The sequence below is a fragment of the Pedobacter glucosidilyticus DSM 23534 genome (assembly GCF_000425145.1).
In the GTDB taxonomy this organism is placed as follows: Bacteria; Bacteroidota; Bacteroidia; order Sphingobacteriales; family Sphingobacteriaceae; genus Pseudopedobacter; species Pseudopedobacter glucosidilyticus.
This window is the reverse complement of sequence record NZ_AULF01000023.1, coordinates 64,123-90,588: the sequence shown is the minus strand read 5'-3', so window position 1 is coordinate 90,588 and position 26,466 is coordinate 64,123. Positions and strand designations below refer to the sequence as shown.

The 26,466-nt window shown below is 34.4% G+C and carries 26 protein-coding genes and 1 pseudogene; 8 read left to right on the top strand and 19 right to left on the bottom strand.

Annotated elements, in window-relative coordinates; translation table 11 throughout:
* From H510_RS19880 to H510_RS0109335, 3 genes and pseudogenes are all read right to left on the bottom strand, one after another.
* Positions 1-187 (bottom strand): annotated as a pseudogene (locus tag H510_RS19880) (IS5/IS1182 family transposase); the annotation flags it as partial.
* A 154-nt stretch (positions 188-341) separates the two neighbouring features.
* On the bottom strand, positions 342-2,081 hold the full coding sequence (locus H510_RS0109340) for a DUF4394 domain-containing protein (RefSeq protein ID WP_026904082.1): 1,740 nt from the start codon (positions 2,079-2,081) through the stop codon (positions 342-344).
* Between the two features lie 28 nt (positions 2,082-2,109).
* Positions 2,110-5,430 (bottom strand): TonB-dependent receptor, encoded by a 3,321-nt coding sequence (locus tag H510_RS0109335; protein WP_026904081.1) that lies wholly within the window; start codon positions 5,428-5,430, stop codon positions 2,110-2,112.
* A 211-nt stretch (positions 5,431-5,641) separates the two neighbouring features.
* On the opposite strand from H510_RS0109335, the gene lpdA reads away from it, so the two are divergent.
* From lpdA to H510_RS0109310, 5 genes are all read left to right on the top strand, one after another.
* Positions 5,642-7,030, top strand: a complete 1,389-nt coding sequence (gene lpdA, locus H510_RS0109330) for a dihydrolipoyl dehydrogenase (RefSeq protein ID WP_036692445.1) — start codon at positions 5,642-5,644, stop codon at positions 7,028-7,030.
* A gap of 364 nt (positions 7,031-7,394) precedes the next feature.
* Positions 7,395-8,249, top strand: coding sequence for an MBL fold metallo-hydrolase (locus H510_RS0109325; protein ID WP_026904079.1), 855 nt, complete (start codon positions 7,395-7,397; stop codon positions 8,247-8,249).
* 55 nt (positions 8,250-8,304) lie between these two features.
* Complete coding sequence (locus H510_RS0109320; protein WP_026904078.1) at positions 8,305-9,111, top strand: metallophosphoesterase family protein; 807 nt, start codon at positions 8,305-8,307, stop codon at positions 9,109-9,111.
* Positions 9,092-9,700, top strand: coding sequence for a hypothetical protein (locus H510_RS0109315; RefSeq protein ID WP_051291134.1), 609 nt, complete (start codon positions 9,092-9,094; stop codon positions 9,698-9,700). The genes H510_RS0109320 and H510_RS0109315 overlap by 20 nt, the downstream gene beginning before the upstream one ends.
* Before the next feature lie 238 nt (positions 9,701-9,938).
* Complete coding sequence (locus tag H510_RS0109310) at positions 9,939-10,799, top strand: sigma-70 family RNA polymerase sigma factor (protein ID WP_026904076.1); 861 nt, start codon at positions 9,939-9,941, stop codon at positions 10,797-10,799.
* Between the two features lie 74 nt (positions 10,800-10,873).
* On the opposite strand, the gene H510_RS0109305 is transcribed toward H510_RS0109310, so the two are convergent.
* Positions 10,874-11,548 carry a DUF2490 domain-containing protein gene (locus H510_RS0109305; protein ID WP_026904075.1) on the bottom strand — a complete coding sequence of 225 codons (675 nt, stop codon included), beginning with the start codon at positions 11,546-11,548 and terminating at the stop codon, positions 10,874-10,876.
* Between the two features lie 74 nt (positions 11,549-11,622).
* On the opposite strand from H510_RS0109305, the gene H510_RS0109300 reads away from it, so the two are divergent.
* On the top strand, positions 11,623-12,699 hold the full coding sequence (locus H510_RS0109300; RefSeq protein ID WP_026904074.1) for an AI-2E family transporter: 1,077 nt from the start codon (positions 11,623-11,625) through the stop codon (positions 12,697-12,699).
* 11 nt (positions 12,700-12,710) lie between these two features.
* On the opposite strand, the gene H510_RS0109295 is transcribed toward H510_RS0109300, so the two are convergent.
* From H510_RS0109295 to H510_RS19595, 9 genes are all read right to left on the bottom strand, one after another.
* Positions 12,711-13,154, bottom strand: coding sequence for a hypothetical protein (locus tag H510_RS0109295; RefSeq protein WP_051291133.1), 444 nt, complete (start codon positions 13,152-13,154; stop codon positions 12,711-12,713).
* A complete protein-coding gene (locus tag H510_RS0109290) occupies positions 13,154-14,326 on the bottom strand; it encodes an ABC transporter permease (RefSeq protein ID WP_026904072.1) in 1,173 nt (390 codons plus the stop codon). Before H510_RS0109290 ends, H510_RS0109295 begins: the two co-directional genes overlap by 1 nt.
* 3 nt (positions 14,327-14,329) lie before the next feature.
* Positions 14,330-14,956, bottom strand: coding sequence for an ABC transporter ATP-binding protein (locus H510_RS0109285; protein ID WP_026904071.1), 627 nt, complete (start codon positions 14,954-14,956; stop codon positions 14,330-14,332).
* A 118-nt stretch (positions 14,957-15,074) separates the two neighbouring features.
* The gene (uxuA, locus tag H510_RS0109280; RefSeq protein ID WP_026904070.1) at positions 15,075-16,247 is read right to left on the bottom strand and encodes a mannonate dehydratase; all 1,173 of its coding nucleotides are present in this window, start codon (positions 16,245-16,247) and stop codon (positions 15,075-15,077) included.
* An 18-nt stretch (positions 16,248-16,265) separates the two neighbouring features.
* Positions 16,266-17,090 carry an SDR family oxidoreductase gene (locus tag H510_RS0109275; protein ID WP_026904069.1) on the bottom strand — a complete coding sequence of 275 codons (825 nt, stop codon included), beginning with the start codon at positions 17,088-17,090 and terminating at the stop codon, positions 16,266-16,268.
* A 113-nt stretch (positions 17,091-17,203) separates the two neighbouring features.
* Entirely contained in the window at positions 17,204-17,680 is a 477-nt protein-coding gene (locus H510_RS0109270) for a CinA family protein (protein ID WP_036692436.1), read from the bottom strand.
* 35 nt (positions 17,681-17,715) lie between these two features.
* On the bottom strand, positions 17,716-18,969 hold the full coding sequence (locus H510_RS0109265) for a DUF2130 domain-containing protein (RefSeq protein ID WP_026904067.1): 1,254 nt from the start codon (positions 18,967-18,969) through the stop codon (positions 17,716-17,718).
* Between the two features lie 71 nt (positions 18,970-19,040).
* Positions 19,041-19,796, bottom strand: coding sequence for a sulfite exporter TauE/SafE family protein (locus tag H510_RS0109255; protein ID WP_026904066.1), 756 nt, complete (start codon positions 19,794-19,796; stop codon positions 19,041-19,043).
* A 36-nt stretch (positions 19,797-19,832) separates the two neighbouring features.
* On the bottom strand, positions 19,833-22,295 hold the full coding sequence (locus H510_RS19595; RefSeq protein WP_026904065.1) for a PAS domain S-box protein: 2,463 nt from the start codon (positions 22,293-22,295) through the stop codon (positions 19,833-19,835).
* A gap of 163 nt (positions 22,296-22,458) precedes the next feature.
* Here H510_RS19595 and H510_RS0109245 point away from each other — a divergent pair, with 163 nt between their 5' ends.
* Positions 22,459-22,773: an HPF/RaiA family ribosome-associated protein gene (locus H510_RS0109245; protein WP_026904064.1), complete on the top strand. Its 315-nt coding sequence runs from the start codon at positions 22,459-22,461 to the stop codon at positions 22,771-22,773.
* Between the two features lie 117 nt (positions 22,774-22,890).
* A complete protein-coding gene (locus H510_RS0109240) occupies positions 22,891-23,115 on the top strand; it encodes a CDGSH iron-sulfur domain-containing protein (protein WP_026904063.1) in 225 nt (74 codons plus the stop codon).
* A gap of 61 nt (positions 23,116-23,176) precedes the next feature.
* Here H510_RS0109240 and H510_RS0109235 read toward each other — a convergent pair whose 3' ends face one another.
* From H510_RS0109235 to H510_RS0109210, 6 genes are all read right to left on the bottom strand, one after another.
* Positions 23,177-23,653, bottom strand: coding sequence for a YMGG-like glycine zipper-containing protein (locus H510_RS0109235; RefSeq protein WP_026904062.1), 477 nt, complete (start codon positions 23,651-23,653; stop codon positions 23,177-23,179).
* A 79-nt stretch (positions 23,654-23,732) separates the two neighbouring features.
* A complete protein-coding gene (locus H510_RS0109230) occupies positions 23,733-24,332 on the bottom strand; it encodes a hypothetical protein (protein ID WP_026904061.1) in 600 nt (199 codons plus the stop codon).
* A gap of 50 nt (positions 24,333-24,382) precedes the next feature.
* Complete coding sequence (locus H510_RS0109225; RefSeq protein ID WP_026904060.1) at positions 24,383-24,601, bottom strand: hypothetical protein; 219 nt, start codon at positions 24,599-24,601, stop codon at positions 24,383-24,385.
* A gap of 40 nt (positions 24,602-24,641) precedes the next feature.
* The gene (locus H510_RS0109220; RefSeq protein WP_026904059.1) at positions 24,642-25,037 is read right to left on the bottom strand and encodes a hypothetical protein; all 396 of its coding nucleotides are present in this window, start codon (positions 25,035-25,037) and stop codon (positions 24,642-24,644) included.
* Entirely contained in the window at positions 25,027-25,545 is a 519-nt protein-coding gene (locus tag H510_RS0109215; protein WP_026904058.1) for a YdeI/OmpD-associated family protein, read from the bottom strand. The genes H510_RS0109220 and H510_RS0109215 overlap by 11 nt, the downstream gene beginning before the upstream one ends.
* 30 nt (positions 25,546-25,575) lie before the next feature.
* The gene (locus tag H510_RS0109210; protein ID WP_026904057.1) at positions 25,576-26,397 is read right to left on the bottom strand and encodes a phosphatase PAP2 family protein; all 822 of its coding nucleotides are present in this window, start codon (positions 26,395-26,397) and stop codon (positions 25,576-25,578) included.
* Positions 26,398-26,466: the final 69 nt, after the last annotated feature.

Below are 26,466 nucleotides of genomic sequence, written 5' to 3'. Positions count from 1 at the left end.
AAGGATGATAGGATGATGTGCCTTTAGTCTGATAAGCTGATAATAAAGGTTCTACATTGATGCGATTGATAACCTCATTGACTACTCTAACTGTATGACTTTCAGGTATAAGCTCCTCTAAGGATGGAGGAAGCATCATGATTTGATGCTGATTATAGGGCTTGAAAACAGGTACTTTATTTGGCATTACATCTTATTGATTTACACTTAAATATAAGTAAATCAAGTATTTATACCAAAAAAATATGAAATTTATCTACTAAATTAACTCATTATTATCAAACAAAAAGAGACTGCCTTTTTGAGACAGCCTCTAATATTTATGCAAAATAGATTTTATTTTAGAAACCTAAACCTACCGTAAAGGCCCTAACTTTTCTTGGGAATATTAATCCTGGTGCAGCAGAACCTAAAGATGTATTAATAGTATAAATCCTAGTTTCTGTTCCTTTGGTAAGAATAGCATATGCAGTATTACTTACCGCACTAACATCAAAACCATTAGCAGCATCAGCAGTTACATTTAATTTCCCTACTCTTGTTACTCTTCCATTTGCAGCATCGTTAATTCTATACAAACTATCAGTAGCTGTATTCATCAAGAAGAATACAGGATTTGTAGAAGGAACAAGATTATTATTATACGCTGTTGCAGAGAATGTTACACTATTAGATCCATTTATAGTAGCATCAATATTTGATACTAGCCCTGTTGTAGGGTTTACTCTTAAATTTTGACCTGTATTGCTAACTATTCTTATTAAATCAGCATTAGGAATAAAATCAAATCCAAAAGAAGTACCTGATAATAATGGAACTAACGGTAAAACACCTACAGCTGTAGCAACACCAGTAGCTGGATTAATTACATAAATTCTACTAGAACTACCTAAGCCATATAGTTGCCCATTCAATGGTCTAAAATCTAAACCTACAATGGTTTCACTTGCTTGTAAGCCAGTAATGGTTTTTGATACAGGTTCTGGTTTAGTTAAATTAAATATTAAAAGGTTATTATTAGCATCATCTATAGCATAGCCAACCGGAGCTGGAGCTATTGCTATACCTATTAAAGCTGTTGCCGCAAGTGCGTTATTTGGTGCGGGAAAAGGAATTACTCCTAAATCAATTGTTTTGCCTGTAACCAAGTCTATTTGAAATAGGGTTGGATTACCTGAAACAGCATTAACTGCGGAGGAAGGATTAGCAGGAGGACCAGCAGAAATACCACCTACCGGTATAGCAGGAGCAGCTCCGTTTAAATTAGTAAATACAGCTAGTGCCTCTCCAGTTGGAGCAATATCAAAGCCTGCTAGAGCAGAATTTCTAAAGTTGGTAATATTGTTATTGTAGGCAGTAGAAAATGCAGAATTGGTATTAATTGTAATAGGTCTTACACCTAAAGAACCAACCGTTGTTAAAACACCAGTATTTGGCACTTGTTTATACAACCTTGCATTAATTAAATCCAAATTATATAACTCTGTTGTAGTGGATCCGTTTAAATTATTAGTGTAAGCAGCTTCTGCCAATACAGCATCAGAAACACCATTAATTGCACCATCGGTTGCTAATATGCTTCCATCGTTAGGATTTAATCTATAATTCTGACCAGTCTTAGTAATTAGTCTTATAATATCTAATGTTGGATCAAAATCAAAACCTGCTACTATACCTGCTGTAGTAGGTAATGCAGGAGCAAAAGGCGTTGAATTTACTGCTCTAGAATTTCCATTTAGTGGATTTAAAATATATAACCTACTTTGGTTACTTATACCATAAAGCATCCCCGTAGCCGGACGATAATCTATTGCAATGATGCTTTCACCCGTTTGAACTCCAGTAATATTTACAGCAGCTCCAACAACCTGATTAACATTATTTGCATTATATCTTATTAACTGACCAGCCGGACTAGTTGTGGCATTAGTATTGGTTAAACCAACAAAAGCAATATTTGGTCTAACCCCACTTGGATTAATTGACAGTTCTTCTTCTTGCTTACAAGAAGTTATAGAACTTATAAATAAGGCTACCAAGCCTAATATTTTTATGTTTGAATTTATGAGTTTCATCTTCATTTTCTTATTTTAATTAACAACTTATATATTAATTAAATATATACCTTAACCCAAATTGCATACTATATGTTGATGCAAAGCCAACATTATCTCTCAAAATTGTTGGAGATGGTGCATTTCCATCAAATTGTAGTCTATAAGTAGGTCTTGTAGCACCATTTGCATCAAGTGCGGCTAAATTAGTAGGAACTAATAACTGGTTTCTAACTAAGAAATAGCGTACACCCCAGTTTCTGTTAATTAAATTACCAAAGTTTTCTACTGTTAAATTGAATTGCAATGTATTTTTCTTTTTACCTACATTAACAAATAAATCTTGAAACAAGTTTAAATCTACATTATTAACCCATGGTAAAAGTCCACCATTACGTTCTGCATATTTACCTCTTCTTGAGTTCAAGTATTTATCTTGCTCTATCAATCTAAAGAATAAATCACTTTGCTGTTGAGCAGTATATGTAATTGCGTTGGGTCCAGTACCAGCTGTAAAAGGTGTAAAGGTAATTTCACTAGGATTTCTTGGAACATAAATTAAATCAGCATTAGCGCCATCTCTATTCATATCCAGAGAATAGGTATATGAAACCCTACCTTGGCTTGAGCCTTCATAAATTAAAGAGATTGTTGTTCCTAAATTGCGTAAATACTCTTTTTTGTAAGTAATGCCCGCAACAACTCTATCAGGTACAAAACCATTATACCCTAACTCTTTACTATTAGAGCCATTAATAGTTGGATTGTTTAACCAAGATCCAGAAGGTTGGTCACCACCTCCATCAAAAAAGTTTTTACCCTCTTGTCTTGTGTAAGCTATAAATGAAGAAAAACCTTTACTAAATTGTTTCTCTATTCTAGCAGTAATAGAATAATTATAACCTCCACTTGCATTATCTAAAACATAAGTATTTAATGCTCCTGCTTCCGTTGTACTTGGCAAACCAGCACCGCTTAATTTATTGATGTACTTATCAGTATTTGAATTAGGATAAATAATTCTATTGTCAGGATAACCAGCAGCATTTAGTGGAGCAGCTTTAGTTGGATCTAAATTTGGATTTCTAAAGAAAACCTGATTAATATCATAATTGTAAATACCCTCTAAAGTACCTATTAAACCAAATGGTAACTTAACATCCATAGCTAAACTAGTTTTAAAAGATTGCGGTGCTTTTACATTTGGTGTTAACAAAGATATTGCGTTTGGTAATGCTTGACCTGGTGTAGGTTGTGTAGCAGGTAAATAAGTATTAATATCAGGATTAAATTTTCTATTTGGTATAGGGTTAAAATTATTTTGTAATACTTCAGAAAACTGAAGTAATCCAGAATCTCCTGCCTGGCTAACAATCCAAACTTTAGGAATACCACCAGAGTAAACACCTACTGCACCTCTAAATTGTAAAGTTCTATCACCTTTTACATCATAATTAAAACCAAACCTCGGTGATACTAATAAAGCAGAACTTGGTAAAACACCTGTGTCTAACTTTTCGCCGTTAGCAAACGTTAATGGTGTTAGCAATGGATGGCTTAATAAATCTTGTTTATAAGTATATAAATCTCCTCTAATACCAAAAGATAAACGTAATCTATCATTTACGGTAAAGTCATCTTGTGCATATAAAGAATACTTAGAATCTTTAAAAGTTGGAAAAGCCTGAGCGTATCCAGGAGTTAAAGAAAAGGTTTTTGCATAACCTATGGGATCTGCATCATTTCTAAAATCATCAAAAGAATTAAAAATATAGTAGCTAGTTGCGAAACGTTGAAAACCGTTTTGTGTTGTACTCGTTTCAAACTCTATACCTCCTAATAAATTATGTCTCCCTATTGTAGTCTGTATATAATCTATAACATTGTAAGATTCTACGTCTCTTAAGTTACCAAAACTAAAAGGCTCGTATCCAAAAGAAGTGAAAGGTCTTCCGTCTTTTAAGATATCCACAAAAGGAAATACAGAACTATTTGAAGTTCTTGGTTCGTTTTGGTTAGAGTATGAAGCTCTTAGCGTATTAGAGAATCTACCGCCGCCAAAAGTAGAGTTTAATTCTGCTACTAATGAGTAGTAGTTGTTATCAGTAAAATAATTTGAATTTTCGAAAGCTAAGGCATTGTTATCTGTTCTTGAACCATTTACAGGGTAAGGACTACCAATAAAAGGGTTTGTAGAGTTACTTAAAAAAGATGGACTTTTACTTTCTAGCTGAGAATAACGGAGTGTAAACTTATGATCTTTATTAATATTCCAATCTATTCTACCTAATAAGTTTAAACGCTCACTTTCGAAACCATAACCATCGTATCCACCAGTTTCGTAACCATAAGTATCTCTTAAGTATTGGCTTATTTCATCTAATTCAGCTCTTGTTGGTCTATTAGCTCTTGGGTTAACTCCAAAATCAGATGGGTCAACAGAAGCTAATCTATTTTGACCAGGTCTAGATTGCTTATCAGATTCAACACTGGCAAAGAAGAATAACTTATTTTTGATGATAGGACCACCAAGTCTAAATCCGTAAATTTTCACATCATTAGGATTTGGAATTAATTCATCATATCCTCCAACTCTTGTACCTACATTATTCTGATTTCTAAAGTACGTGTAAGCAGAGCCAGAAAACTCATTTGTTCCAGAACGTGTTGTAGCGTTAACAGCACCACCGATAAAACCAGACTGCCTAACGTCTACAGGAGTAACGTTAACAGAAATTTCACCTAAAGCGTCTAATACAATTGGATTTGCTTGACCTCCAGGTAAATTAGTTCCGATACCAAAACTGTTGTTAAAATTAGCGCCATCAACCGTGATATTATTTTGACGATAGTTACCACCACCAATACTATTACCTTGTGCTTGTGGAGTTACTCTGGTTAAACTGTTAATACCTCTATTAATTGTAGGAATTTCATTAATCTGGGCCGTTCCAATATTTGTAACAGAGCCTGATCTGTCTGAACTTAAAATTGAGTTACCACCGGCAGTTACAACTATTTCACTTAATTCTGTACTCGCCTGTGATAAAGTAACATTTAAGACAAACGGCTCTCCTAGAGTTAAGAAAATATTACTTGAAGTTTTTGCTTGATAACCTACATAAGTTACTTGAACTGTGTAAGGACCGCCCGGTCTCATGTTTAAAAGGGAAAATCTACCGTCTGCATTGGTAGTAGTTGCATAAACCGTACCTGTTGGTAAGTGTGTTGCCTTTACAGTACCTCCAATAATAGTTTCTTTAGAGTCTCGCACCGTTCCAGTCATACTACTTGTCGTAATTTGCCCATAAGCCACAGACGTAACTGCCAGCATCAGAACAAACAAGTAATTTAGTGTTAGTAAATACTTCTTCATAAATTAATAAGTTAGTGTTAATTGTCAACAAAGATAAGTTGAAGAAATCACATTGCATTAACATTTACATTAAATTAATGTTAAATCCACAAAGAATTTATTAACATTTTACAAATATCACATCTTAAATAAAGCTAAATGCGTTTGGATGTGAATACTTATCTCCCCTTTTAGATTATTTTCTTAAATTCGAAGCCAAATTTAAATAGATATGAACTACGATCTTATTGTTATTGGTAGCGGTCCGGGTGGTTATGTTGCTGCAATCAGAGCTGCACAACTAGGCCTAAAAACAGCTATTATAGAAAAAGAATCTTTAGGTGGAATTTGCCTAAACTGGGGATGTATACCAACAAAAGCTTTGTTGAAAAGTGCTCAGGTTTTTGAATATATCAACCATGCTGCTGATTATGGTATTAAAGTAAACGGTGCCGAGGCTGATTTTGAAGCCGTTATAAAAAGAAGTCGTGGCGTAGCAGATGGCATGAGCAAGGGAATCCAGTTCCTGATGAAGAAAAATAAAATTGATGTCATCATGGGATTAGGTAAAATTAAAAAAGGTGGTAAAGTAGAAGTTAAAGCAGCTGATGGTTCTGTTAAAGAATATACTGCAAAACACACTATTTTAGCAACAGGTGGTCGCTCCAGAGAGCTTCCAAACTTAAAACAAGACGGCAAAAAAATCATCGGCTATCGCGATGCTATGGTACTTCCAAAACTACCTAAAAGCTTAGTAGTTGTAGGTTCTGGTGCTATAGGTGTGGAATTTGCCTATTTCTATGCAACCATGGGAACCAAAGTTACCATTGTTGAGTTTATGGATAATATTGTGCCAGTTGAAGATGAGGAGATATCAAAACAGTTAGCTCGCTCTTTCAAAAAAGTAGGTATAGAAATCATGACCAAATCTTCTGTAGAAGCTGTTAATACCAGCGGAGAACTTTGCAAAGTTTCTATTAAAACAGAAAGCGGAGTTAAAGAAATAGAAGCTGAAGTTGTTTTATCTGCTGTTGGTGTAACCACCAATATAGAAGGAATTGGATTAGAAGAAGTTGGCGTTAAAACCGATAGAGGAAAAGTTTTAGTAGATAAATTCTATAAAACTAATGTAGAAGGGGTTTACGCCATTGGCGACATTGTGATGGGCCAAGCTTTAGCACACGTAGCTTCTGCAGAAGGCATTATTTGCGTTGAGAAAATTGCTGGTCATCACCCAGAGCCTCTAGACTATAACAACATCCCAGGATGTACGTACTGCTCTCCAGAAATTGCTTCGGTTGGTTATACCGAGAAAAAAGCTAAAGAAGCAGGTTACGAAATCAAAGTAGGTAAATTCCCATTCTCTGCCTCAGGAAAAGCAAGTGCAGCTGGTGCTAAAGATGGCTTTGTTAAAGTTATTTTTGATGCTAAATATGGCGAGTTCCTTGGCGCACACATGATAGGAACTAACGTTACCGAGATGATTGCTGAAGTTGTAGTAGCTAGAAAACTAGAAACTACCGGTATGGAAATCATCAAATCTGTACATCCACACCCTACCATGAGCGAAGCCATTATGGAAGCTGCTGCAGATGCTTACGGAGAAGTGATTCATTTATAAATTAGTTTGTTAGTTGGTTGGTTTGTTAGATAGTTAGTTTGATAGATGGCTAGTTTGTAGATGGCTAGTTTGTTAGATGGTTAGTTTGTTAGATGGTTAGTTTGTTAGATGGTTAGATGATTAGTTAATTTATCTTTAATTTCTAACCAACTAATATCTAATAAAAAAAATTACGACAAGCCCTAACAAACTAACCAACTAATACCTAACAAACTAACCAACTAATACCTAACAAACCAACCAACTAGTACCTAACCAACCAACTAATACCTAACAAACCAACCAACTAATACCTAATAAACTAATCAACTAACACCTAACAAACCAACCAACTAATACCTAACAAACTAACCAACCAACTACCATGAAACTCCATACCATAGATACCGGTTTTTTTAAATTAGATGGTGGCGCTATGTTTGGTGTTGTGCCTAAAGCTATTTGGAATAAAACCAACCCGGCAGATCAAAACAACTTATGCACTTGGGCTATGCGTTGTTTATTAATTGAAGATGGTGATAGACTAATTTTAATTGATAACGGTATTGGTGATAAACAAGATGAAAAATTTCTAAGTCATTATCATTTACATGGCGATGCTACTTTAGAAAGCTCGCTAGCAAAACTTGGTTACAGTAAAGATAATATTACAGATGTTATTTTAACACACTTACATTTCGACCATTGCGGGGGGTCTATTATTAAAGAAGACAATCGTCTAGTTCCAGCGTTTAAAAATGCAACTTATTGGAGCAATCAACAACATTGGGAATGGGCTGTTTTACCCAATGCAAGAGAAAAAGCATCTTTTCTAAAAGAAAATATCTTACCTATTCAAGAAAGCGGACAGCTAAAATTTATACCTGTTGAAGATGGTTATACCTTCTCAGAAAACATCAAGATACGTTTTGCTTTTGGTCATACTGATGCCATGATGCTCCCAGAAATCATCATTGATGACACAACATTCTTGTATATGGCAGATTTACTTCCTTCCGTAGGGCATATTCCGCTACCCTATGTGATGGCTTATGATATGTTTCCTTTGAAAACTTTAGAAGAGAAAAAAAGGATATTAGAACTGGCAGAAAAAAACAACTACGTTCTTATACTAGAACACGACCCATTACATGAATGCTGTACTTTACAGATGACAGATAAAGGAATAAGATTAAAAAACACCTTCCATTTAAAAGATTATCAACAAAACGTCATTTAAATAAAACAAGCATTTAATGGCAATATTTTTGGGATTGTAAAACCTAAAAAAATATATGCCGAAATATTTATATGTACTCCTCCTCTTTACAGCCATTTTAAGTGCTTGTGATAATTTAGAATTTAGCCCTAACCAAGCTTTTGATAAAAATAGTCCCACAAATTTAAATCATAAAAACTTAGCGTTACTTTATCAAAAACCAGTTACCTCAGATACACTAAGATTTATACTTAGTGGTGACACTCAAAGAGCTTATGATCAAGCTGTTGATTTAGTAAGGGTAGCCAATAAAATTCCAAACCTAGATTTTCTAATCATTAATGGAGATATTTCTGATTTCGGTCTCTTACAAGAGAAAGAATGGATTTATGATATTTTCAAGCAATTAAAAGTCCCTTATATCGGAGTTGTAGGCAATCATGATTTAATTGCAAATGGTGTATTGGTTTATCAGAGAATGTTTGGCGATTTTAATTTCAGCTTCACCTACAAAGACATCAAATTTATCTGTCATGACACTAATAGTAGAGAATATAATTTTAATGGAAAAGTACCAGACTTAGACTGGATAAGAAAAGAGCTACAAAACACAGATGACGTTGAAGGAATTGTTTCCGTAGCCCATATCCCGCCAAGATCAGGAGATTTTGACATGAATTTAAGAACACCATACGAAGAATTGTTAAATAGCAATCCAAAGACTATTGTTTCACTACATTCTCATGAAAACGATAATGCGGCTTATTTCCCCTTCGAAGGAAGTATCCCTTTTATTGTATCTGAAGCTGTTGTAAACCGAGAGTTTTTATATGTGGAAATTGTCAACGGTAAACTTATTAAATATGAGAATATTAAGTATTAATATCATTATCGTTTTCTTATTGGCAAAAGTAGCCACAGCTCAACAGGATACGATTAAAACCAAACATTGGTTAATACCAAAATCTGTAATTACGCAATACGCAGGAAGTATAGGCTATTTAAGTGCAGGAGTTGGTTATAACTTAAATAAAAGTGGGAATAGTACACTAGATATACATTATGGTCATGTACCTGCTTCAAAAGGAGGCAGCCTACATATTGTAACAGCAAAATTTGCTTATCGCCCATTTCATATTAAAATCAATCAGCACATTACCTTAAGTCCACTAAATCCTGGCTTCTTTTTATCCTATCATGCAGGTAGCAATTTTGATTCGACATGGGATGATAATAACTATCCAAAAGGCTACTATTGGTGGTCAACAGCTTTTAGGCCACACGTATCTTTAAGTACTGAACTAAGCTTGAAATCAGAGAAAACACTCAAGTCAATAGGTATCAAAAAATTAAGTTTTTATAGTGAGTTTAACACCAATGAACTTTATTTTGTTAGCTTATTTCAAAATTCAAAATATCTAGGACTTCATGACATTTTTAAACTAGGTTTTGGCAGTAGAATTTATTTTTAAGTAATTAATTGCTCGTAAGTTTTTATTTATCAATATTTTACAATAAAAAACAACCTTTCCACTATCTGACAACCAGGTACAGATGGAATGATTTTTGTGGTAAACAATTTAAATAATTAATGAAAATTTTTCTAAAATAACTCCAACATTTTCACACAATTAACGTTAAATCAGACAAAGTTTTATTAGCTTTGCAAGCTTTCGTTATTCAGAAAAATAGAGCATATACAATAAATAGATGAGACAACTCAAGATTACGCAATCCATTACCAATCGTGAATCACAATCATTAGATAAATATCTTCACGAAATCGGAAAAGTTGATCTAATTACAGCAGAAGAGGAAGTAATCCTCGCACAAAAAATCAGAGAGGGCGACCAAGCAGCCCTAGAACGTCTTACAAAGACAAATTTACGTTTCGTTGTTTCCGTAGCAAAACAATACCAAAATCAAGGTCTTACCCTTGGCGACCTTATAAATGAGGGTAATTTAGGCTTAATTAAAGCCGCAAAAAGATTTGATGAGACTAAAGGTTTCAAATTCATTTCTTATGCAGTTTGGTGGATTCGCCAATCAATCTTACAAGCTATTGCAGAGCAATCACGTATTGTACGTTTGCCGCTTAACCAAGTAGGTTCTTTAAGTAAGATTAGTAAAGCGTTCTCAAAACTAGAACAAGAATATGAAAGAGAGCCATCTCCAGAAGAGCTTGCTGATATTTTAGAAACTACGGTTGATAAAATTTCAGATACGCTAAGTAACTCTGGTCGTCATGTATCTATGGATGCGCCGTTTGTACAAGGAGAAGAAAATACACTTCTAGATGTACTGGAAAACGACAACCCAGATACGGATAGCATGTTAATAGATGAGTCTTTATCTGAAGAAATCAAACGTTCTTTATCAACTTTAACAGAAAGAGAAAGAGAAATTATTGTTCTTTTCTTTGGTTTAAGCACTAACCATCCGCTTTCTTTAGAAGAAATTGGCGAGAAATTCAACTTAACTCGCGAACGTGTTCGTCAGATTAAAGATAAAGCCTTACAAAGACTTCGTCATACTTCAAGAAGTAAAATCTTAAAATCTTATTTAGGATAACTATCCTTTTTAAGAATAAACATTCAAAAAGACTGTCTCCAAAAAAGGCAGTCTTTCTTGCTTCAAACCAGAGTTTAGAAACTGTAAATGGTATTTACCCTCAACGCGGATATGAACCTATCCTCCCCCATAAAAGACTCTTGCTTGGTAAATTGGTAAAACGGACTAATTTTCAACTCTTTTCTTAAAGAAAACTGAAACCCTAAGTGGATTCTATTCTGATCAAAATGAGAACCCAACGCATTTTCTCTTGAGTTATACATGATTTCATCTCCAAAAATTAAGCTTAAATCATTTTTCTTATCAAGCTCTAATAATTTTTTTATCAAATTTATTTGAAATCTAACTCTTAAGTTGGAGCTTAAGTTAGCGTGTTCATCAAAATATCTTTGCTCAATTCTTAACCTATTAACAGTATTAAAAGGTCCTATATTCCTTTTATAATTAGCTTGTATATAATATCGGTTTTCTTTGCTATAAAAAGTTTCTTGGGATGTCTCAAAATATGCGTATCCAATACCTAATTCTAAGCTTTTGTTAAAATTGTATTTAATATCTGGCCTTAATAACCAAAGCTGCTCTTGATTAAAAAAACCAGTAAAACGAGGCATATACTCTACCGACATAGCAAATCTAGAGGTAAGTTTTTTAGCTATCCTGAAACTCATCCAGTTTTCTAGAGGTTGCGCTTCGGCATAAACATTGCTAAACAGAAATATATAAAACAGAATTATTTTTTTTGAAAACATTCAGATCATCCTAAAAATTTGCAATTTACAATCAGCAAATTAATTTAGGCCTAAACCATAGCTATATTTTACAAATGAAAGATATTCCTTTAACCGTTAAAAGATCCATAGAGCTTTTAGGATTAGTACTCATCATGACTGTTATCTTTTTAGGTAGCGATATTATTATGCCCTTATTGATGGCCTTTTTCATCAGCATTATGCTGTTACCAGTTTATCGTTTCTTCAAAAACTATAAATTTCCAGACATTATTGCTATCATCATCCCCATCATCACTTTACTAATTATTATTGCAGGACTCATTTGGTTTTTATCTTCTCAAATAGCTGTTCTGGTTGATGATTTCCCTCAGATTAAACAAAATGTAAACACCCATTTAAATTCTTTAAGCTATTGGATTAATAAAACCTTCAATATCTCATCTAAAGAACAAATAGATTTTATTAATGAACAAAGCAATAAACTATTGAGCTCTGCCGGTAATATTTTGTCAGGCGCAGTAGGCTCTGTTTCTGGTTTTTTCTTGTTCTTTGGGCTTTTACCTATTTATATTTATCTATTCCTGTTTTATAAAAACTTATTCCTAAGATTTATTTTCATGTGGTTTAGAAATGATAGCCATGAGAAAGTTAAAGAAAGCCTTAAAGCAACTGAAACTATCATTAAAAGTTATTTAATTGGTTTACTGATACAAGTAACTTATATGACCATTTTACTAGGTGGTATTCTAATGCTCATTGGTATTAAACATGCCTTGTTGATTGGGGTTATTTTTGCGCTTTTAAATCTAATCCCCTACATAGGAGCCCTATTTGGTAACATCATTGGTGTTTTGCTTACGCTAACATCATCCGAAGAGTTGTGGCCAGTTATAACAGTTCTGGTTGTTATTGCTGCTGTACAGTTTTTAGATAATAATATTTTAATGCCGAAGATTGTAGGTTCAAAAGTTAAAATTAATGCTTTGAGTGCTATTTTAGGCGTTATTATAGGTGGTACGCTTGCTGGTATATCAGGTATGTTTTTGGCCTTACCTATTATTGCTGTACTAAAAATTATTTTTGACCGCTCAGAAATGTTTAAACATTGGGGCGTTTTATTGGGTGATGATAAACCAGAAGAAAGCCCCATGAATTTAGAGAAAACTTAAATTTTCATGATCTACTTAGCAACAACTCCATTTAACAATTGAAAAGTTGCACCATCAGGATTTTCATTGATTTTTAATTTCCCTTTGATGGTGATAGGCTTATTGGAGAATTTTATTGGAGTATCCATCATCACCTCTACCATTTCTGGGATATCGCCCTCGCCACAAAACTGACATTGCATAATGGGTAAAACAGATAGTAAAAACGTTTTGTGTAAAGCAGCAGTTTTAAGCGGAACGATATATCCCGGTAAGTTAATGACTGTTCCGTTTAAAGCCATTAAAGGTGGCGGAAAATATGGTTCATAATTTCCTGTAGCATTTTTCTTAATGGTTCTGGTACTTAGTAAATCCCAATATTTATTCATTAAAGGGATGTGTTTAGGTGCTTGTGCAAAAACAGATGAGCATGTAGCTACTCCAATAAAAAACAATAAAAATAAAACCCTTCTCATCAATTATTTAAAATTTTGGCAATATCATAACGGTAAACTTGTATAGCTGGTATGATAGCAGCTATAATACCCAGTCCAATACCAGCCCATAAAACATAAAATTCATCATTTAAGAATAAATAGCCAGAGAATAAAACTTGTGATGCTCCATCTAAACTACCTAAAATCTCTACTAATGTATGCCCAGCAGCTAAACCTAACAAAGCACCGGTAAAAGTAAGTATAACACCTTCAATCAGCATCATAAAAAAAAGCTGTTGTTTTGAAGCTCCTAAAATACGTAGCACAGCTAAATCATATTTACGTTCTTTAAGCGATGTAAACAAGGTTACAAAAACACTTACAGCAGCAATAACCATAATCAAAATGGCAAAATAATGCAAAACATCAAAGCCAATACCTACTATAGAGAATAAACGAGCGCTTTCTATAGCTGGCGATGCTGCCTGTAAACTGGTTTGCTCATTAATCATTTTAGGGAATAAAACAGTTGATACCGGAGAGCGATATTGGATTAAGATGGAGGTAATATCTTGCTCTTCTTCAATAATTTCTTCATGATGATGCATACCCCAAATACTAGACAATGGTGTAAGCACCAATTGGTCGGCACTAGTATTTTGTTTGCTTAAAATACCTACTACACGATAGGGATGTTCCTCATGTACCTCTGCCCCAGTGGTTAAACCATGTGAGCCGTAAATAAGAGCACCTAATTTTAAATTCTTAGCTTTGGCAACATCGGCGCCAATAACAACTTCAAAATTTTTACTCCAAAGTTTACCTTCTGCTATTTGTAACTGATGCAATTGTAAAAAAGATGGCTCGGTACCTACAATCCTATAACCTTCATAACTATCCCCCAAAGCAATAGGTACAGCCTTTTTCACCATTTTATTTCTCTTAATTTCTTCAAAATTCTGTAAAGGAATATTGCCCGTTGGGAAATCAATAAAATAAACGCTACTTAATATCAATTGTAAAGGACTGCCTTTGGCACCCACAACTGCATCAACATTTGCGGCATTACTTTCTAATTTTTGCGTTAGCTGATGAGAAACTAAGATGAGTGTGGTGATGATAGCCATACCAAAAGCTACCAACAATACACTCAAAAAAGATGATAACTTTTTAGCTTTTAATGCTTTGATACTTATCCCTACAATCGTCATAACCTAAATTTGATAAGTATTTTGAAAACAATCTTTAACTCTTTTATCATGTGTGGCGATAATTAAACCAGCCTGATTTGCAGCTGCCTGAGCTAGAAAAAGATCTAAAACTGCTTTAGCATTTTCATCATCTAAACTTGATGTAGGTTCATCTGCGATAATGTATTTAGGTTTATTTAAAACTGCCCTCGCGATAGAAACTCTTTGTAATTGCCCTACGCTTAATTGTTTAGGATAATGGTTTAACTTATCGCTAATCTGTAATTGTTCTAAAACTTCCAAAATACGGTTTTTATCTTCTTTAAGCTTGGCAAATTTTTGTGCTACCCGCAAATTTTCTGAAACAGTTAAACTAGGTATGAGATATGATTTCTGAAAAACAATACCCAAATGTCTGGCTCGCCATTGGTCTAAATCATTTCCTGTAAGTTGATACAAATCTTGTTGATTGATGTTAACTATACCAGAAGATGGCTTTAATAAACCTGTTAAGATATTTAGTAACGTTGTTTTACCACTACCAGAATTACCTAAAACAAGGCAATGCTCATCAGATTTAATGGTTAAATCTTTAAAATGAATGGTTTTAGTATCAGGATAAGTATAAGTTATTCCGCTTAAGATTATCATGCTATCAAGCTATTTAATTTACAAATAAGCAATTTTTAAGGCTTTGAAGTATCATCTATTTGTTGAAAAACAAAAAGCTTAACGCATAAAAAATGCCGGCTTAACCGGCATTTTTGATTTATAAAATACTTCTTGAAATCCCTAATTCTAGCCCTCTAAGTTCTGCTAATCCGCGTAAGCGACCAATAGCAGAATAACCCGGATTGGTTTTCTTAGTTAAATCATCTAACATTTGATGACCGTGATCTGGCCTCATCGGAATATTTACCTGTCTTTTTTGCATTAATTGAACAAGCTCTGCAACTACTGCGTACATATCTACATCTCCTTCTAGGTGGTTATCCTCATAAAAATCACCAAATTCATTTCTTCTGGTACTTCTTAAATGTAGGAAGTTGATACGCTCTCCAAACTGACGGACCATTGCTGGTAAATCGTTATCAGGTCTTACGCCAAAAGAACCTGTGCAAAAGCATAAACCATTACTTAAAGATGGTACAGCATCAACCAAAGCTTGAATATCTGAAGTGGTACTTACCACACGTGGCAAACCTAATATCGCATAAGGTGGATCATCTGGGTGAATAACCATTTTTACACCGCATGATTCTGCTACGGGTATCACTTGCTTTAGGAAGAAAATTAAGTTTGCTCTGAGTTGAGCAGCATCGATACCAGCATACTGGTCTAATGCTAATTGAAATTTCTCTACCGTGAAACTCTCTTCGCTACCGGGCAAGCCTGCAATAATATTTCTTTCTAACAAAGCTTTATCAGCATCACTCATAGCAGCAAAACGCTCTTTAGCTCTATTAATATCATCGGCTGTGTAATCTTGCTCTGCTCCTTTCCTTCTCAGGATAAATAAATCAAAAGCAATAAAAGCCGCTTTCTCAAAACGTAACGCTTTAGAGCCATCCGCAACAGTAAAAGCTAAATCGGTACGTGTCCAGTCTAAAACTGGCATAAAATTATAAGTAACCGTATAAATACCGCAAGCAGCTAAGTTTTGAAGAGATTGCTTATAATTTTCTATATGCAATAAATAATCTCCTGTTTGGGTTTTTATAGCTTCTGATACAGGTACGCTTTCTACAACGTTCCAAACCAAACCAGCATGTTGTACTTCTGCTTGTCGCTTTTTGATTTCTTCAACTGTCCAAACTTGCCCGTTAGGAATATGATGAAGTGCTGTAACAACCCCCATGCATCCGGCTTGTAGAATATCTGATAAGCTTACCGGATCATTTGGACCATACCAACGCATGGTTGGCAACATTTGATATGACATTTAAACTAAATATGTAAATTAAACCCCTCCGAAAGTAGCAAAACCACCGTCAACATTAACAATTGTACCTGTTACAAATTTAGAAGCATCACTTAACAGCCAAATTAAAGCGCCTTCTAGCTCTTCTGCTTTTCCAAAGCGTTTATACGGAGTTTGTTTGATAACTAAATTTCCTCTATCTGTATAGCTACCATCTTCTTTGGTTAGTAAAGTTCTGTTTTGCTCTGTTAAGAAGAAACCTGGTGCAATAGCATTCATTCTGATTTGATCTTTATAACGATTAGCCAATTCTACTGCAAACCATTTGGTATAAGAATCTATCGCTGTTTTTGCCATGCTATAACCTAAAACCTTGGTAATAACACGTTGTGAAGCCATAGAAGATATGTTAACGATACTACCGTTACCGGTTTTAGCTATCTCTGCACCAAAAACTTGTGTAGGTAAAACGCTTCCAAAAAGGTTAAGATCTAAAACTTGCTTTAAGGCTGGAATATCTAACTTAAAAATATCTGCTGATGGGTCTATCACGGCACCGGGCATATTACCACCAGCACCATTTACTAAACCATCTATTTTACCAAAGGCTGCTAAAACTTGTTCTTTTGCTTTTAAAAGGCTCTCTTCATTTAAAACATCTGCAACTACAGCTATAGCTTTACCGCCTTTAGCTTTAATAGCTTCTGCTCTTTCTTTTGCTACAGCCTCATTTCTCCCTAAAATAGCAACGCTACCACCCGCTTCTGCAATAGCGTTTACAAAAGACTCGCCTAAAACACCTGTTGCGCCGGTTACAATAATTACCTTACCTTCCAGAGAGAAAGGGTTATTTTTGTTCATCATCATATTATCATTAAATTGGTTTTGTGTCTTTTAGTTGACGAATGCGAAATTATAAAATTAAATGAATTGGGCATTAATTAATTGAAATTAAGCAATTGATACAAAGAATATTATTAAGATTTCAAAAGCTGAATAATGTTTTGATAGGTTTGACTAACAGCCATAGCAATGATAGCCAATGAATCCCCTGCATACACCTCTCGGTATGCTATACTTTTATCCAGATAAAGAATATGAGTAAAAATTGTTCCTACTGGCTTATCTGTTGCCTCGCTACCTCCTGAGCTACATAAGCCTGTAATAGCCACAGCCATATCTGCATGTATGAAGTGTTTTAAGCCTATGGCCATTTGCCGGGTTACCTCGGCAGATTCTGGCGTATAATGTTCAATCAAGGCATCGCTTACGCCGAGATATTGCTTTTTCAAATCGCCATCATAGCAAACTAAACCGCCTTTAAACACAGCACCAGAACCTTCTACGGTAGCAAAACCAGCACATAAGGCTCCTGAGGTTACACTTTCTGCAAAAGCTATGGTTAACTTTTTATCTTTTAACAATTGGCAGCATTTTTTGGCTAATTCCTCCATGGTTATGGATTTACAATTTTAAAGCCAACACTTCCCTACTCTATCAGTAAAGAATCTTCTGTATCATCTGTTAAGCTAAATTGGTTGTTATCTGTCCCGGCAATACCTTCTACAGAACCATGGATGTGGGCTGCGTTTAACATGACTTTTTCCAATTGCTTTTCGCGAGCTTTCCATAATTTCTCCATAGCATCTCGTTCTCTTTGGATGCTCATTTTCATGCTTAGGAAACCTTCACGGATGGCTTTCCATTGCTCGGCAAATTCATTCCCCGTAAGATAATCATACAACATGTGCATTTTATCTCCTTTATTTTCTTGAGAACGGGCTACTCCTGCTATTTTAATGATACCATCTCTTAATAAATGAGCAACTGCTTTAACTTCCGCAAAAGAGCAAATCCAAACGCCGTCTCTTTCACCAAAGCAATCCATGCCTTTTGGATAAACTTGGCTAACAATAACCGCAACATCTACTCCAGTACTACGCATATCTCTTTTGAGTTTTTCTATCCATTCCATAGAAAAATCTTTGGTGCGCTTACTTTCATAAATGATTTTACCACAATCTTGCCCAAATTTATTACGTACCAATTGTACGCAATCTGCTCCGCGAACACCTTTCCCTACTTCTGAAATCATATCAAAAGGGAAACTGTTTTTTAAGAGTTCTTCTAAAATAAGTTCCTGAACCTCACCTTGCAATTGCATAGAGCCTTGCTCGGCTTTTCTACGCATTTCTTCTGCCAGCTTCTTCTGATCCTCGATTTGCTTTTCTAATTCTCTAACTTTAAGCTGGTACTCGGTATCTTTCACACTATTTTTTTCTGCCTCTTGTTTTCTTATTTGTTCCACAAGCTCTTGACGCTGCTCTTGCAACTTTCTTTGTAGCTGAATTTCAAGTTCTGCTTCTTTATCTTTTAAAGCTTGTTCTTGTTTTAAAAACTCTAATTCCTTTTGGCGGGCAAGCTTTAATTTCTCTTCGTTTTCTTTATTATTTTGTTCTAATAAGGCAAGTTTATTCTCAAAATCGTTAGCAATTGCCTTACGTAAATTTTCTTCTACATTTTGCTGCAATAACTTTTTTTCTTGTTGCAAGCGTAGCTCAAAAGCTTGCTCCTGCTGTTGTTTCTCTTTAGCAAGATCTTCTAGCTTTTTCTTAAATTCCTCATCCTTTTGCTTTGTAAAAGAGAGCATTTTTTCTCTCAATTCCTTCTTATACTCCTCTGTCATGGCTTCTTCCATAGGAAAAACATGAGCGCAGTTAGGACATTTAATTTCTGTAGACATGGATAATATTTTGATTAAAATTTACATCGCTAAAGCTAAAAAAAATAGCAAATTATACCTAATGCTTGTAACTATTTTAAAAGCATGAGTACAGAAGCTAGTAAAGTAATGGCAATGATAAACCAACGGAAAGTTTTATCGGTTAATTGTTTTACAACGCTTATCCCTACATAAGCACCTAGTAAAATGGCAGGTATGGTTAAAAGGTTTAATACAAAACCATCCCAATGGATGGTATGCCACACAAAAACATGGAAAGGAACTTTAAAAACATTTATCACAAAGAAAAACCATGCTGTTGTACCTATAAAAGAGTTTTTATTTAGCCTCATAGATAAAAAATATACTGCCATTACGGTACCTGCTAAATTTCCTATCATGGATGTAAAACCTCCGGCTATGCCCATAGAAGCGGCAAAAGCGGGATGTTTAGGGATTTTCTCTCTATTTGTTCGCTCCATCCAAATCATGACGATAACGCTTAAAACAATAATTACAGCCATAAAGGCTCTAAAAATTGCATCATTGATATAGGCACCAACCCAAGTTCCTAAAATAATTCCTAAAGCGGCCCAAGGGAATAGTTTTTTTAGATAGGACCACTCGGCATGGCGATGGTAATATATAACCCCAAAAACATCAGCTATAATGAGCATGGGTAAAATAATACCACTTGATGATTGTCCTCCAAAATAGATAGCCATAACTGGCACAGAGAGCATACTGGTACCATGAATACCGGTTTTAGACATTCCAACTAAAAATGCCACCAGCATAATTACCCAAACTTGGGTGATATCATAAGAAAAGGAAAAAATCTCTATCAAAACGCCTAGGTTATGAGGAACAAAACAACTAAGAATTTATGTGATAGAAGAATTTATTTTAGGATGTTGAGCTGCTAGTGGCAGAGAGAAATAAAAAGTAGAGCCTTTACCTAACTCGCTTTCTATCCAAAAATTGCCTTCATGTCTATTGATGATTTCTTTAGAGATAAACAGACCTAAACCCAAACCTTGAAATTGCATAGCTGTTTTATCAACCCTGAAATAACGATCAGATATATGTGCGATATGATGATCAGAAATACCTATGCCATAATCTTGTACAGCCACAACCAAGTGCTTATCATGTACTTTAGAGGTTACACTTACCTCTTTAGCATTGGGCGAATATTTGATAGCGTTTGATAAAAAATTATAAATAACCTGTTCTATTCTAAATTTATCTCCGTTAATACTCACCTTTGCTGATTCTAATAAATTAATTTGATGAGTAGGCGATATATTTTGAATACTGGCAATGCTTTCTTCTAGTGTTTGATGAAAATCAAACTCTTTAATATGGTAAGTAAGTTTTCCTGCATTTATTTTAGATACGTCTAGCAAATCGGCAATTAAAATTTCTAGTCTTTTTAAGTTTTTGGAAGCTTTCAATACAAATGAATAAGCCTTATCATGCTTATTTAATGATTTTTCTATCAATTGGATAAAAGCTTTTACGCTGGTTAAAGGTGTTTTAAGTTCATGACTGGCAATGCTTAAAAATTCATCCTTTTTAGCAGATAGTTCTTTTTCTGCTTGTTGCAGCAATTCTTGTTCTGTGATATCGATAATACTCCCAATAAATCCGGCAAACTCCCCGTCTATATCATAAGGGTTTGCTTGCGCATACACCCATCGTAAAGCACCATCATCTCTTCTGAGCTGAAATTTATTTTGATAAGACTGTTTCGTGGCTATTGCATTTGCCCAGCCTAGTTTACGCTCTTCATCGTTTAAAGACGGGATAGCCTTTCTAAATCCTTCACCTAAACTTTCGGTTACGCTAAGCCCTGTAAAAGCTGTCCATTGTTTGTTAACATAAACAAAATGACCTTCAGCATCAGACTTCCAAACCATAAAAGGTGTTTCGTCTGCTAAAGTTTTGAAATATTCTTCGCTGTCTTTTAACTGCTTAAGTTGTTGTTTTTGATCATGAATATCGCTATTAGAACCTACCCAAACAAGAACCTCATTCTCCTTATTTTTTAGCGGAACTCCTTTAATCAAATGCCAACGATATTCTCCTTTTGTATTTTGCAAGCGAGCTTCTATGGTAAAGTTCTGGTCGTATTTCATGGCCTGCGACCAAAGTATCTGAACAATAGCTTTATCTTCTGGATGCACAGTATCATACCAATTCCACCCATTTGAAGATGTTTTACCTACATAATCTAGCCAAAGTTTATTAACATAAATAAGTTCTTTACCATTGGCAGAAGTCATCCAAACTTTCTCAGGCATTGTATCAGCCATAGATGCAAAGCGGTCTTTACTTATTTCCATTTCTTGGTTGGCCAAAACCAAATCTGTTACATCAAAACCAAAAGTAGCGATACCGTCTACACTACCTTCATAATCATAAACAGGGGTAACTAAATAATCTAGATAAATATTAACCATTTCGCCTGCTTCATTTTTATATCTGGCTCTATGGCGTTTTCCTTTAGCAGCGATGCCTGTTTTATAAACTTGTTCACTAATCTCTCTATCCTCATCGCTTAATAAATCTGGAAACAACTCTTCAGGTGTTTTTCCTAAATAATCCTCACGCTGAGTAAAATCTGTAATAGCTTTATTTACAAAAGTATATCTCAACTCAGGACCTCTTCTTATCGATATGTAAGCTGGAGCATTCATGAAAACAGATTTAAACTCTTCTTGCTGCCGCTTGATAATAGTATTAAACTGTTGGGTTTTTGAATCAATTTCTTTTTTAGCAGAAATATCTATCACATAAGTAATTGCATCCCCACTTTTATCATTTATTAATCTTGATGAACCTACTAAAACCCATACTTTACTACCGTTTTTATGAAAATATTGTTTTTCAAATGGCACACACTCTCCTTGCTCTTTTAATTGCTGTAAAGCGTGTAAAGATTCTTCCTTAAACTCCGGAGGTGTTAGTTGATCCCAACGGATAAAACCATTTTCTAATTCTTCTCTGGTATAACCAATAATATCCAAAAAAGCATCATTAGCATCTAAAATTAAGCCGTTAAAATCTGATATTAAAATACCCAATACATTAGCATCGTAGATACGTCCAAATTTATGCTCGGCACTTTTAAACTTATTTTTGGCATTTTGTATAGTTGTACTGATGCTTTTTCTAAGCAGTAAAAAAAATAAAATAGCCGCAACTAATAAAATAGTAATGATGATTTTAAAAGTTATCAAATCAACACTATCTATAAAAAATAAAATAACGGTAGTAGAAATAATGAAAAGAAGTGCTACTGATGCTATCTCAAGGGTTTGGTAAACTTTCTTTTCATTCATAGGCTAAGAATAGTTAGAGCTATCATCAAATTAAATAGTTTTTATACTGTGAGAAAATTAATGATTTATGATATATATCACTAAAATTATACCATCTTATTATATAATATAATCTATTAAAGGCATACTTTTAGATATCTTTAAGAATTAAAATTTATATATTATGATTATACAGGTTAATACAGACAACAACATTGAAGGTAAAGAGAGATTGAATGAATATGTTAAAGGTGTAATAAGCGAAAGCTTAGACAGATTTAGCGGTCATATTACTAGAGTTGAAGTGCATTTAAGTGATGAAAATGGGCAAAAAGAAGGCGCTGATGATAAGCGTTGTTTATTAGAAGCAAGGGTGGAAGGTTTAAAACCTGTTGTAGTTACCAACTTTGCAGAAAATTTACATAAAGCGGTAGACGGGGCCATCAATAAAATGAAAAGTGCTTTAGATAGTGCTATCGGAAAAATAAAAGAACATTAATAAAAATCTTTCTTTAAGGTGTTTAAATTTCATCAACGTAAGGGTTATCTTTTTTGTTACCTTACAGCAAATCTTTAGATTTATGAAATTTAAACACCTTTTTATATAAAAATAGCTATGGCGAAAACTAAACTTACTGTAAATAATAATGGTTCTTTAAAAGTAGAAGGCGACTTTGAAATTGTAGATAAAGCCGGAAATGTGTATCATTTGGGGGGCAGAGAAATAATTTCTTTATGCAGATGTGGATTATCTAAAAATAAACCTTTTTGTGATGGTGCACATAAAGGTCATTTTGAACATGATGCTACTGCTTTTGACCTTCCACCAAGGAATGTTTAAAATATAAAAGCAGCCTGCGAAAAATCAGGCTGCTTTTATAACTAACATTTAAGAATAAAAATTATTGTGCTCTTCCTGTTTGTTTATCTTTTTGTCTTCCGATGATGTAACCCGTACCAGCACCAACAACCCCGCCTATTGCAGCACCTCTACCATCTTTTTTATCTACTAAAATACCAGTTACTGCACCTGCACCTGCACCAATAACAGCACCTTTTGCGGCAGAGCTCCAACCTTTTTTCTCTTGTTGTGTAGCAACAGTATTATTTCCTGATGATACGGAAGATGAAGATTTGTAATTGCTATTACGAACTTCTTCTCTTGCGGCAGCTTTGGCTGCTGCTATTTCTTCTGCTCTTTTTGCTTCGTCTTTTCTGGCTTGTTCTGCCCTTTCAAAGCTATCTAATCTTAAGCTATCCCTAATTATTTTTACAGAATCTTTAAAAGTATAGGTTTGATTACCCTGATTGTTTTTTGCGTTACTATTACATGCAGATACCGCTACGGCAACTGCAAGCGACATGATGATTAGTTTCATATTCTTTAATTTATTTCTAATTTTTGAGTTAATCTAAATGTTCAGATTACCCATAGACGTAAGAAAAAATAGTGCCAACTTATAAAAGTATTTGATTACTTAGCTCTTTATCAATAGAGATGTAACCAGGATATTTGATTTGCTGATGGCCAATGGTTATGGTTGGTTTAATTTTTATGGTTACTAAACCTTTTCTTTCTTGATTCGTATTTAAAAAATCAAACACTTCTTGCTGAATTTCAGGGTCTGCCACTAACTGATAGATATTTGCCTTTAAATGAATAGGAACTTTTATGGTTGATCCTGGGGCTATACTAATTTTCTGATCTACTAAACCAGAAATCAACTCCCTGTCTTTAATTAATATGATATAGTCAAATTGATTTATTGATGCTTGTTTTGCAGTAGGATTACTAATCTGAAGATTTACTTTACCTGTTAAGGGAATATTTTTTCGTAAAAAACCTAGAGCAACGCTTGGAAGTTTAGCTAAATTGATTTCATCTGCTGATGAAAATTCTTTTATAGCTAATCCAGCTATATAAATACTATCAGCAGAAACTATCTGGTATTTACAGTCTTCAAGGGCTTTTAATTCTCTTTTCTGCCTGTTTAAACCACAAGCTGATAGGAGTGCTACCAAGGCAATAAAAATAACAGCTTTATATTTCGGATTCATGATTTTAAAATTTGAAGTATAACGCTTTGGATCTAAAAATCATATTTTGATTATTCATCCTCTAACTTCCCTTTTTGAGGATTGTCAAATTCTTCTGAAGTGCCGGTAATAGGTGGGTTACCCTGAAATTCTGCATTAACATCATCAACCCATTGTTCTTTATTAGTGGGTTGGTGTTGATTTTCATCTTGTGGATGAAAGGGAGCTCTTTCTAGGGGTTCTTGCTCTGGAATGTCTTCTGTAATGATTTTATTTTTCAGTGGTTTCATATCATGTTTTTCAGTATCAAATACAAAAACACGACCAATATTAGTTCTTTATAGCTGTAATTCTTTTGGTATCCTGATCCATACTTTCAAAAATCAAATGCTTTTCATCAATTTCTATGATAAGAAAAGGTATAGCTCTTTTTTGTCCGTCTGGCAATATTTCTTCATAACGGATGATATCACCATCTAAAACAAATGCACCTTCTGATAATATTTTTCCGGAAGACATGATTTTAGCTTTACCGCTTTTTTCAAAAATAATGTAAGGTTTATCGGCTTCAAGTTCTTCCCCTTCTCTAACGATAACAGGATTTTGTCTTAAAAACTCAACTTTTTGATAAAGCCATTTCCCCTCAATTTGCGCTGTTTTTACGCTTTGTTTACAGCTAAATAATAAAGCAAGGCTTATTAAAACGATGTATAATTTATAGTTCATTTCTATTTGCTTTATGGCTACGTATCATGGCCCCAAAATCCATCTCATATTCCATAGCTTTAACAGTTTGCATCAATCTTTTTTCTCTGGTAGGGTCTGTTTTTGCTTCGTTAATCCAGTTGATAAAGTAGTTACGCTGTGCCTTACTTAACTTCATAAAATGATCTGTAAACGTGTCTTGTTCTGCTAAACAAGCTTTTAAATCTTCCGGAATTTCTATTTTAAAATCAATATCTTCCGCTAAAGATAACTTAACCATAGCTCCACTTTCTTTAGCAATTGCTTTTCTAATGGCTTGTTTTAAAGGTAGTATATAATCTCCGTCACCAACAGGCAAAAGCGCCAAACCGCTAAACTTATAATGGTCTATTTCTCCTTTTACTCTAAAACTAACTTTACAAAATGGTTTTAACTCGGCAGCAATGTGCTTAGGAATATCGATATAAGTCCAACCGGTTTTATCGCCCATTTTACCATATTTTTTAATGAGCGTATCAAAAGTAATCATCTATACTAAAGTATAAATTATTCAGAAATATCAATGTTTAAATTGATATCTAAGACTTAATCCCTGATAGTTAAAACCCATAGCTGGCGTAAGCGATAAATTTGTTTGATTAGTTTTCTTATGCAACTGAGGAACTAAAATACCTGCTCCAGCGCCTATAGCATAACCTAAAATATTATCAGAGAGGAAGTGCTTACCCGCTTTCAGCCTTAAATAACCTACTGTAGCAGGCACCGCCGCGGCAGCTGCCCAAACATAAGGTTTTGCTTTAGAATCGGGATTAAAATCTTGAAAAACTTTAGCTACAAAAAAAGATGCAGCAGCCGTTGCAGCCGTATGCCCAGCAAAGAAAGAACGTTGGGCATCTTTATCTATACGATCTGCAGTAGGCAAATTAGTATTGTAAACCAATGGTCTACTACGATCTACCAAACCTGCTGTTAAAGTAAATGCTGCACCGGTAACCGCCATAGTTTCAACAAATAAAACCATAACTTGCCCGGTATGGGAGCGCTGATTTTTATTTAAGAATGCCATAATAGGAGCAGCCGCAAAAGAAGCGTAAAAAGGAATATAACTGTCTTTATCGGCTTTATCAGAGAAATTACCTGCGGTACCTCTGTCTATGAAAAAAACATCTTCTTTGTTTAAAGCATTTAGCTCGGCCAAAGTAAGCTCATCTTTATTTTTAATGATGCTAAGTCCTAAAACATTTAGACCTACCAAACCCGCTACTATAGGAGCGTCTGTTTTAAATTTGGTTTTATAGGGAGATATTTTTTCTTGTGCCCATGATGTTTGGAATAAGAATGTTAAAGCTATAAGTAGTGTGTAAAAAGATTTTGAGTTCATATTTTTAATTTTAGCCAAATTTGATTTTATCTACCAATCAAACCATCTGCCAAAATTATTCAAGCGTAG

Bases quoted from the DNA above. Each gene is read 5' to 3' on its own strand.
- H510_RS0109265 (WP_026904067.1), bottom strand. From the start codon at position 18,969: ATGTCTACAGAAATTAAATGTCCTAACTGCGCTCATGTTTTTCCTATG.
- H510_RS0109325 (WP_026904079.1), top strand. From the start codon at position 7,395: ATGAAACTCCATACCATAGATACCGGTTTTTTTAAATTAGATGGTGGC.
- H510_RS0109315 (WP_051291134.1), top strand. From the start codon at position 9,092: ATGAGAATATTAAGTATTAATATCATTATCGTTTTCTTATTGGCAAAA.
- H510_RS0109320 (WP_026904078.1), top strand. From the start codon at position 8,305: ATGCCGAAATATTTATATGTACTCCTCCTCTTTACAGCCATTTTAAGT.
- H510_RS0109235 (WP_026904062.1), bottom strand. From the start codon at position 23,653: ATGAAACTAATCATCATGTCGCTTGCAGTTGCCGTAGCGGTATCTGCA.
- lpdA (WP_036692445.1), top strand. From the start codon at position 5,642: ATGAACTACGATCTTATTGTTATTGGTAGCGGTCCGGGTGGTTATGTT.
- H510_RS0109310 (WP_026904076.1), top strand. From the start codon at position 9,939: ATGAGACAACTCAAGATTACGCAATCCATTACCAATCGTGAATCACAA.
- H510_RS0109220 (WP_026904059.1), bottom strand. From the start codon at position 25,037: ATGAACTATAAATTATACATCGTTTTAATAAGCCTTGCTTTATTATTT.
- H510_RS0109305 (WP_026904075.1), bottom strand. From the start codon at position 11,548: ATGTTTTCAAAAAAAATAATTCTGTTTTATATATTTCTGTTTAGCAAT.
- H510_RS0109295 (WP_051291133.1), bottom strand. From the start codon at position 13,154: ATGAGAAGGGTTTTATTTTTATTGTTTTTTATTGGAGTAGCTACATGC.
- H510_RS0109210 (WP_026904057.1), bottom strand. From the start codon at position 26,397: ATGAACTCAAAATCTTTTTACACACTACTTATAGCTTTAACATTCTTA.
- H510_RS0109270 (WP_036692436.1), bottom strand. From the start codon at position 17,680: ATGGAGGAATTAGCCAAAAAATGCTGCCAATTGTTAAAAGATAAAAAG.
- H510_RS0109230 (WP_026904061.1), bottom strand. From the start codon at position 24,332: ATGAATCCGAAATATAAAGCTGTTATTTTTATTGCCTTGGTAGCACTC.
- H510_RS0109245 (WP_026904064.1), top strand. From the start codon at position 22,459: ATGATTATACAGGTTAATACAGACAACAACATTGAAGGTAAAGAGAGA.
- H510_RS0109240 (WP_026904063.1), top strand. From the start codon at position 22,891: ATGGCGAAAACTAAACTTACTGTAAATAATAATGGTTCTTTAAAAGTA.
- H510_RS0109225 (WP_026904060.1), bottom strand. From the start codon at position 24,601: ATGAAACCACTGAAAAATAAAATCATTACAGAAGACATTCCAGAGCAA.
- H510_RS0109300 (WP_026904074.1), top strand. From the start codon at position 11,623: ATGAAAGATATTCCTTTAACCGTTAAAAGATCCATAGAGCTTTTAGGA.
- H510_RS19595 (WP_026904065.1), bottom strand. From the start codon at position 22,295: ATGAATGAAAAGAAAGTTTACCAAACCCTTGAGATAGCATCAGTAGCA.
- H510_RS0109285 (WP_026904071.1), bottom strand. From the start codon at position 14,956: ATGATAATCTTAAGCGGAATAACTTATACTTATCCTGATACTAAAACC.
- H510_RS0109340 (WP_026904082.1), bottom strand. From the start codon at position 2,081: ATGAAGATGAAACTCATAAATTCAAACATAAAAATATTAGGCTTGGTA.
- H510_RS0109335 (WP_026904081.1), bottom strand. From the start codon at position 5,430: ATGAAGAAGTATTTACTAACACTAAATTACTTGTTTGTTCTGATGCTG.
- uxuA (WP_026904070.1), bottom strand. From the start codon at position 16,247: ATGTCATATCAAATGTTGCCAACCATGCGTTGGTATGGTCCAAATGAT.
- H510_RS0109290 (WP_026904072.1), bottom strand. From the start codon at position 14,326: ATGACGATTGTAGGGATAAGTATCAAAGCATTAAAAGCTAAAAAGTTA.
- H510_RS0109215 (WP_026904058.1), bottom strand. From the start codon at position 25,545: ATGATTACTTTTGATACGCTCATTAAAAAATATGGTAAAATGGGCGAT.
- H510_RS0109275 (WP_026904069.1), bottom strand. From the start codon at position 17,090: ATGATGAACAAAAATAACCCTTTCTCTCTGGAAGGTAAGGTAATTATT.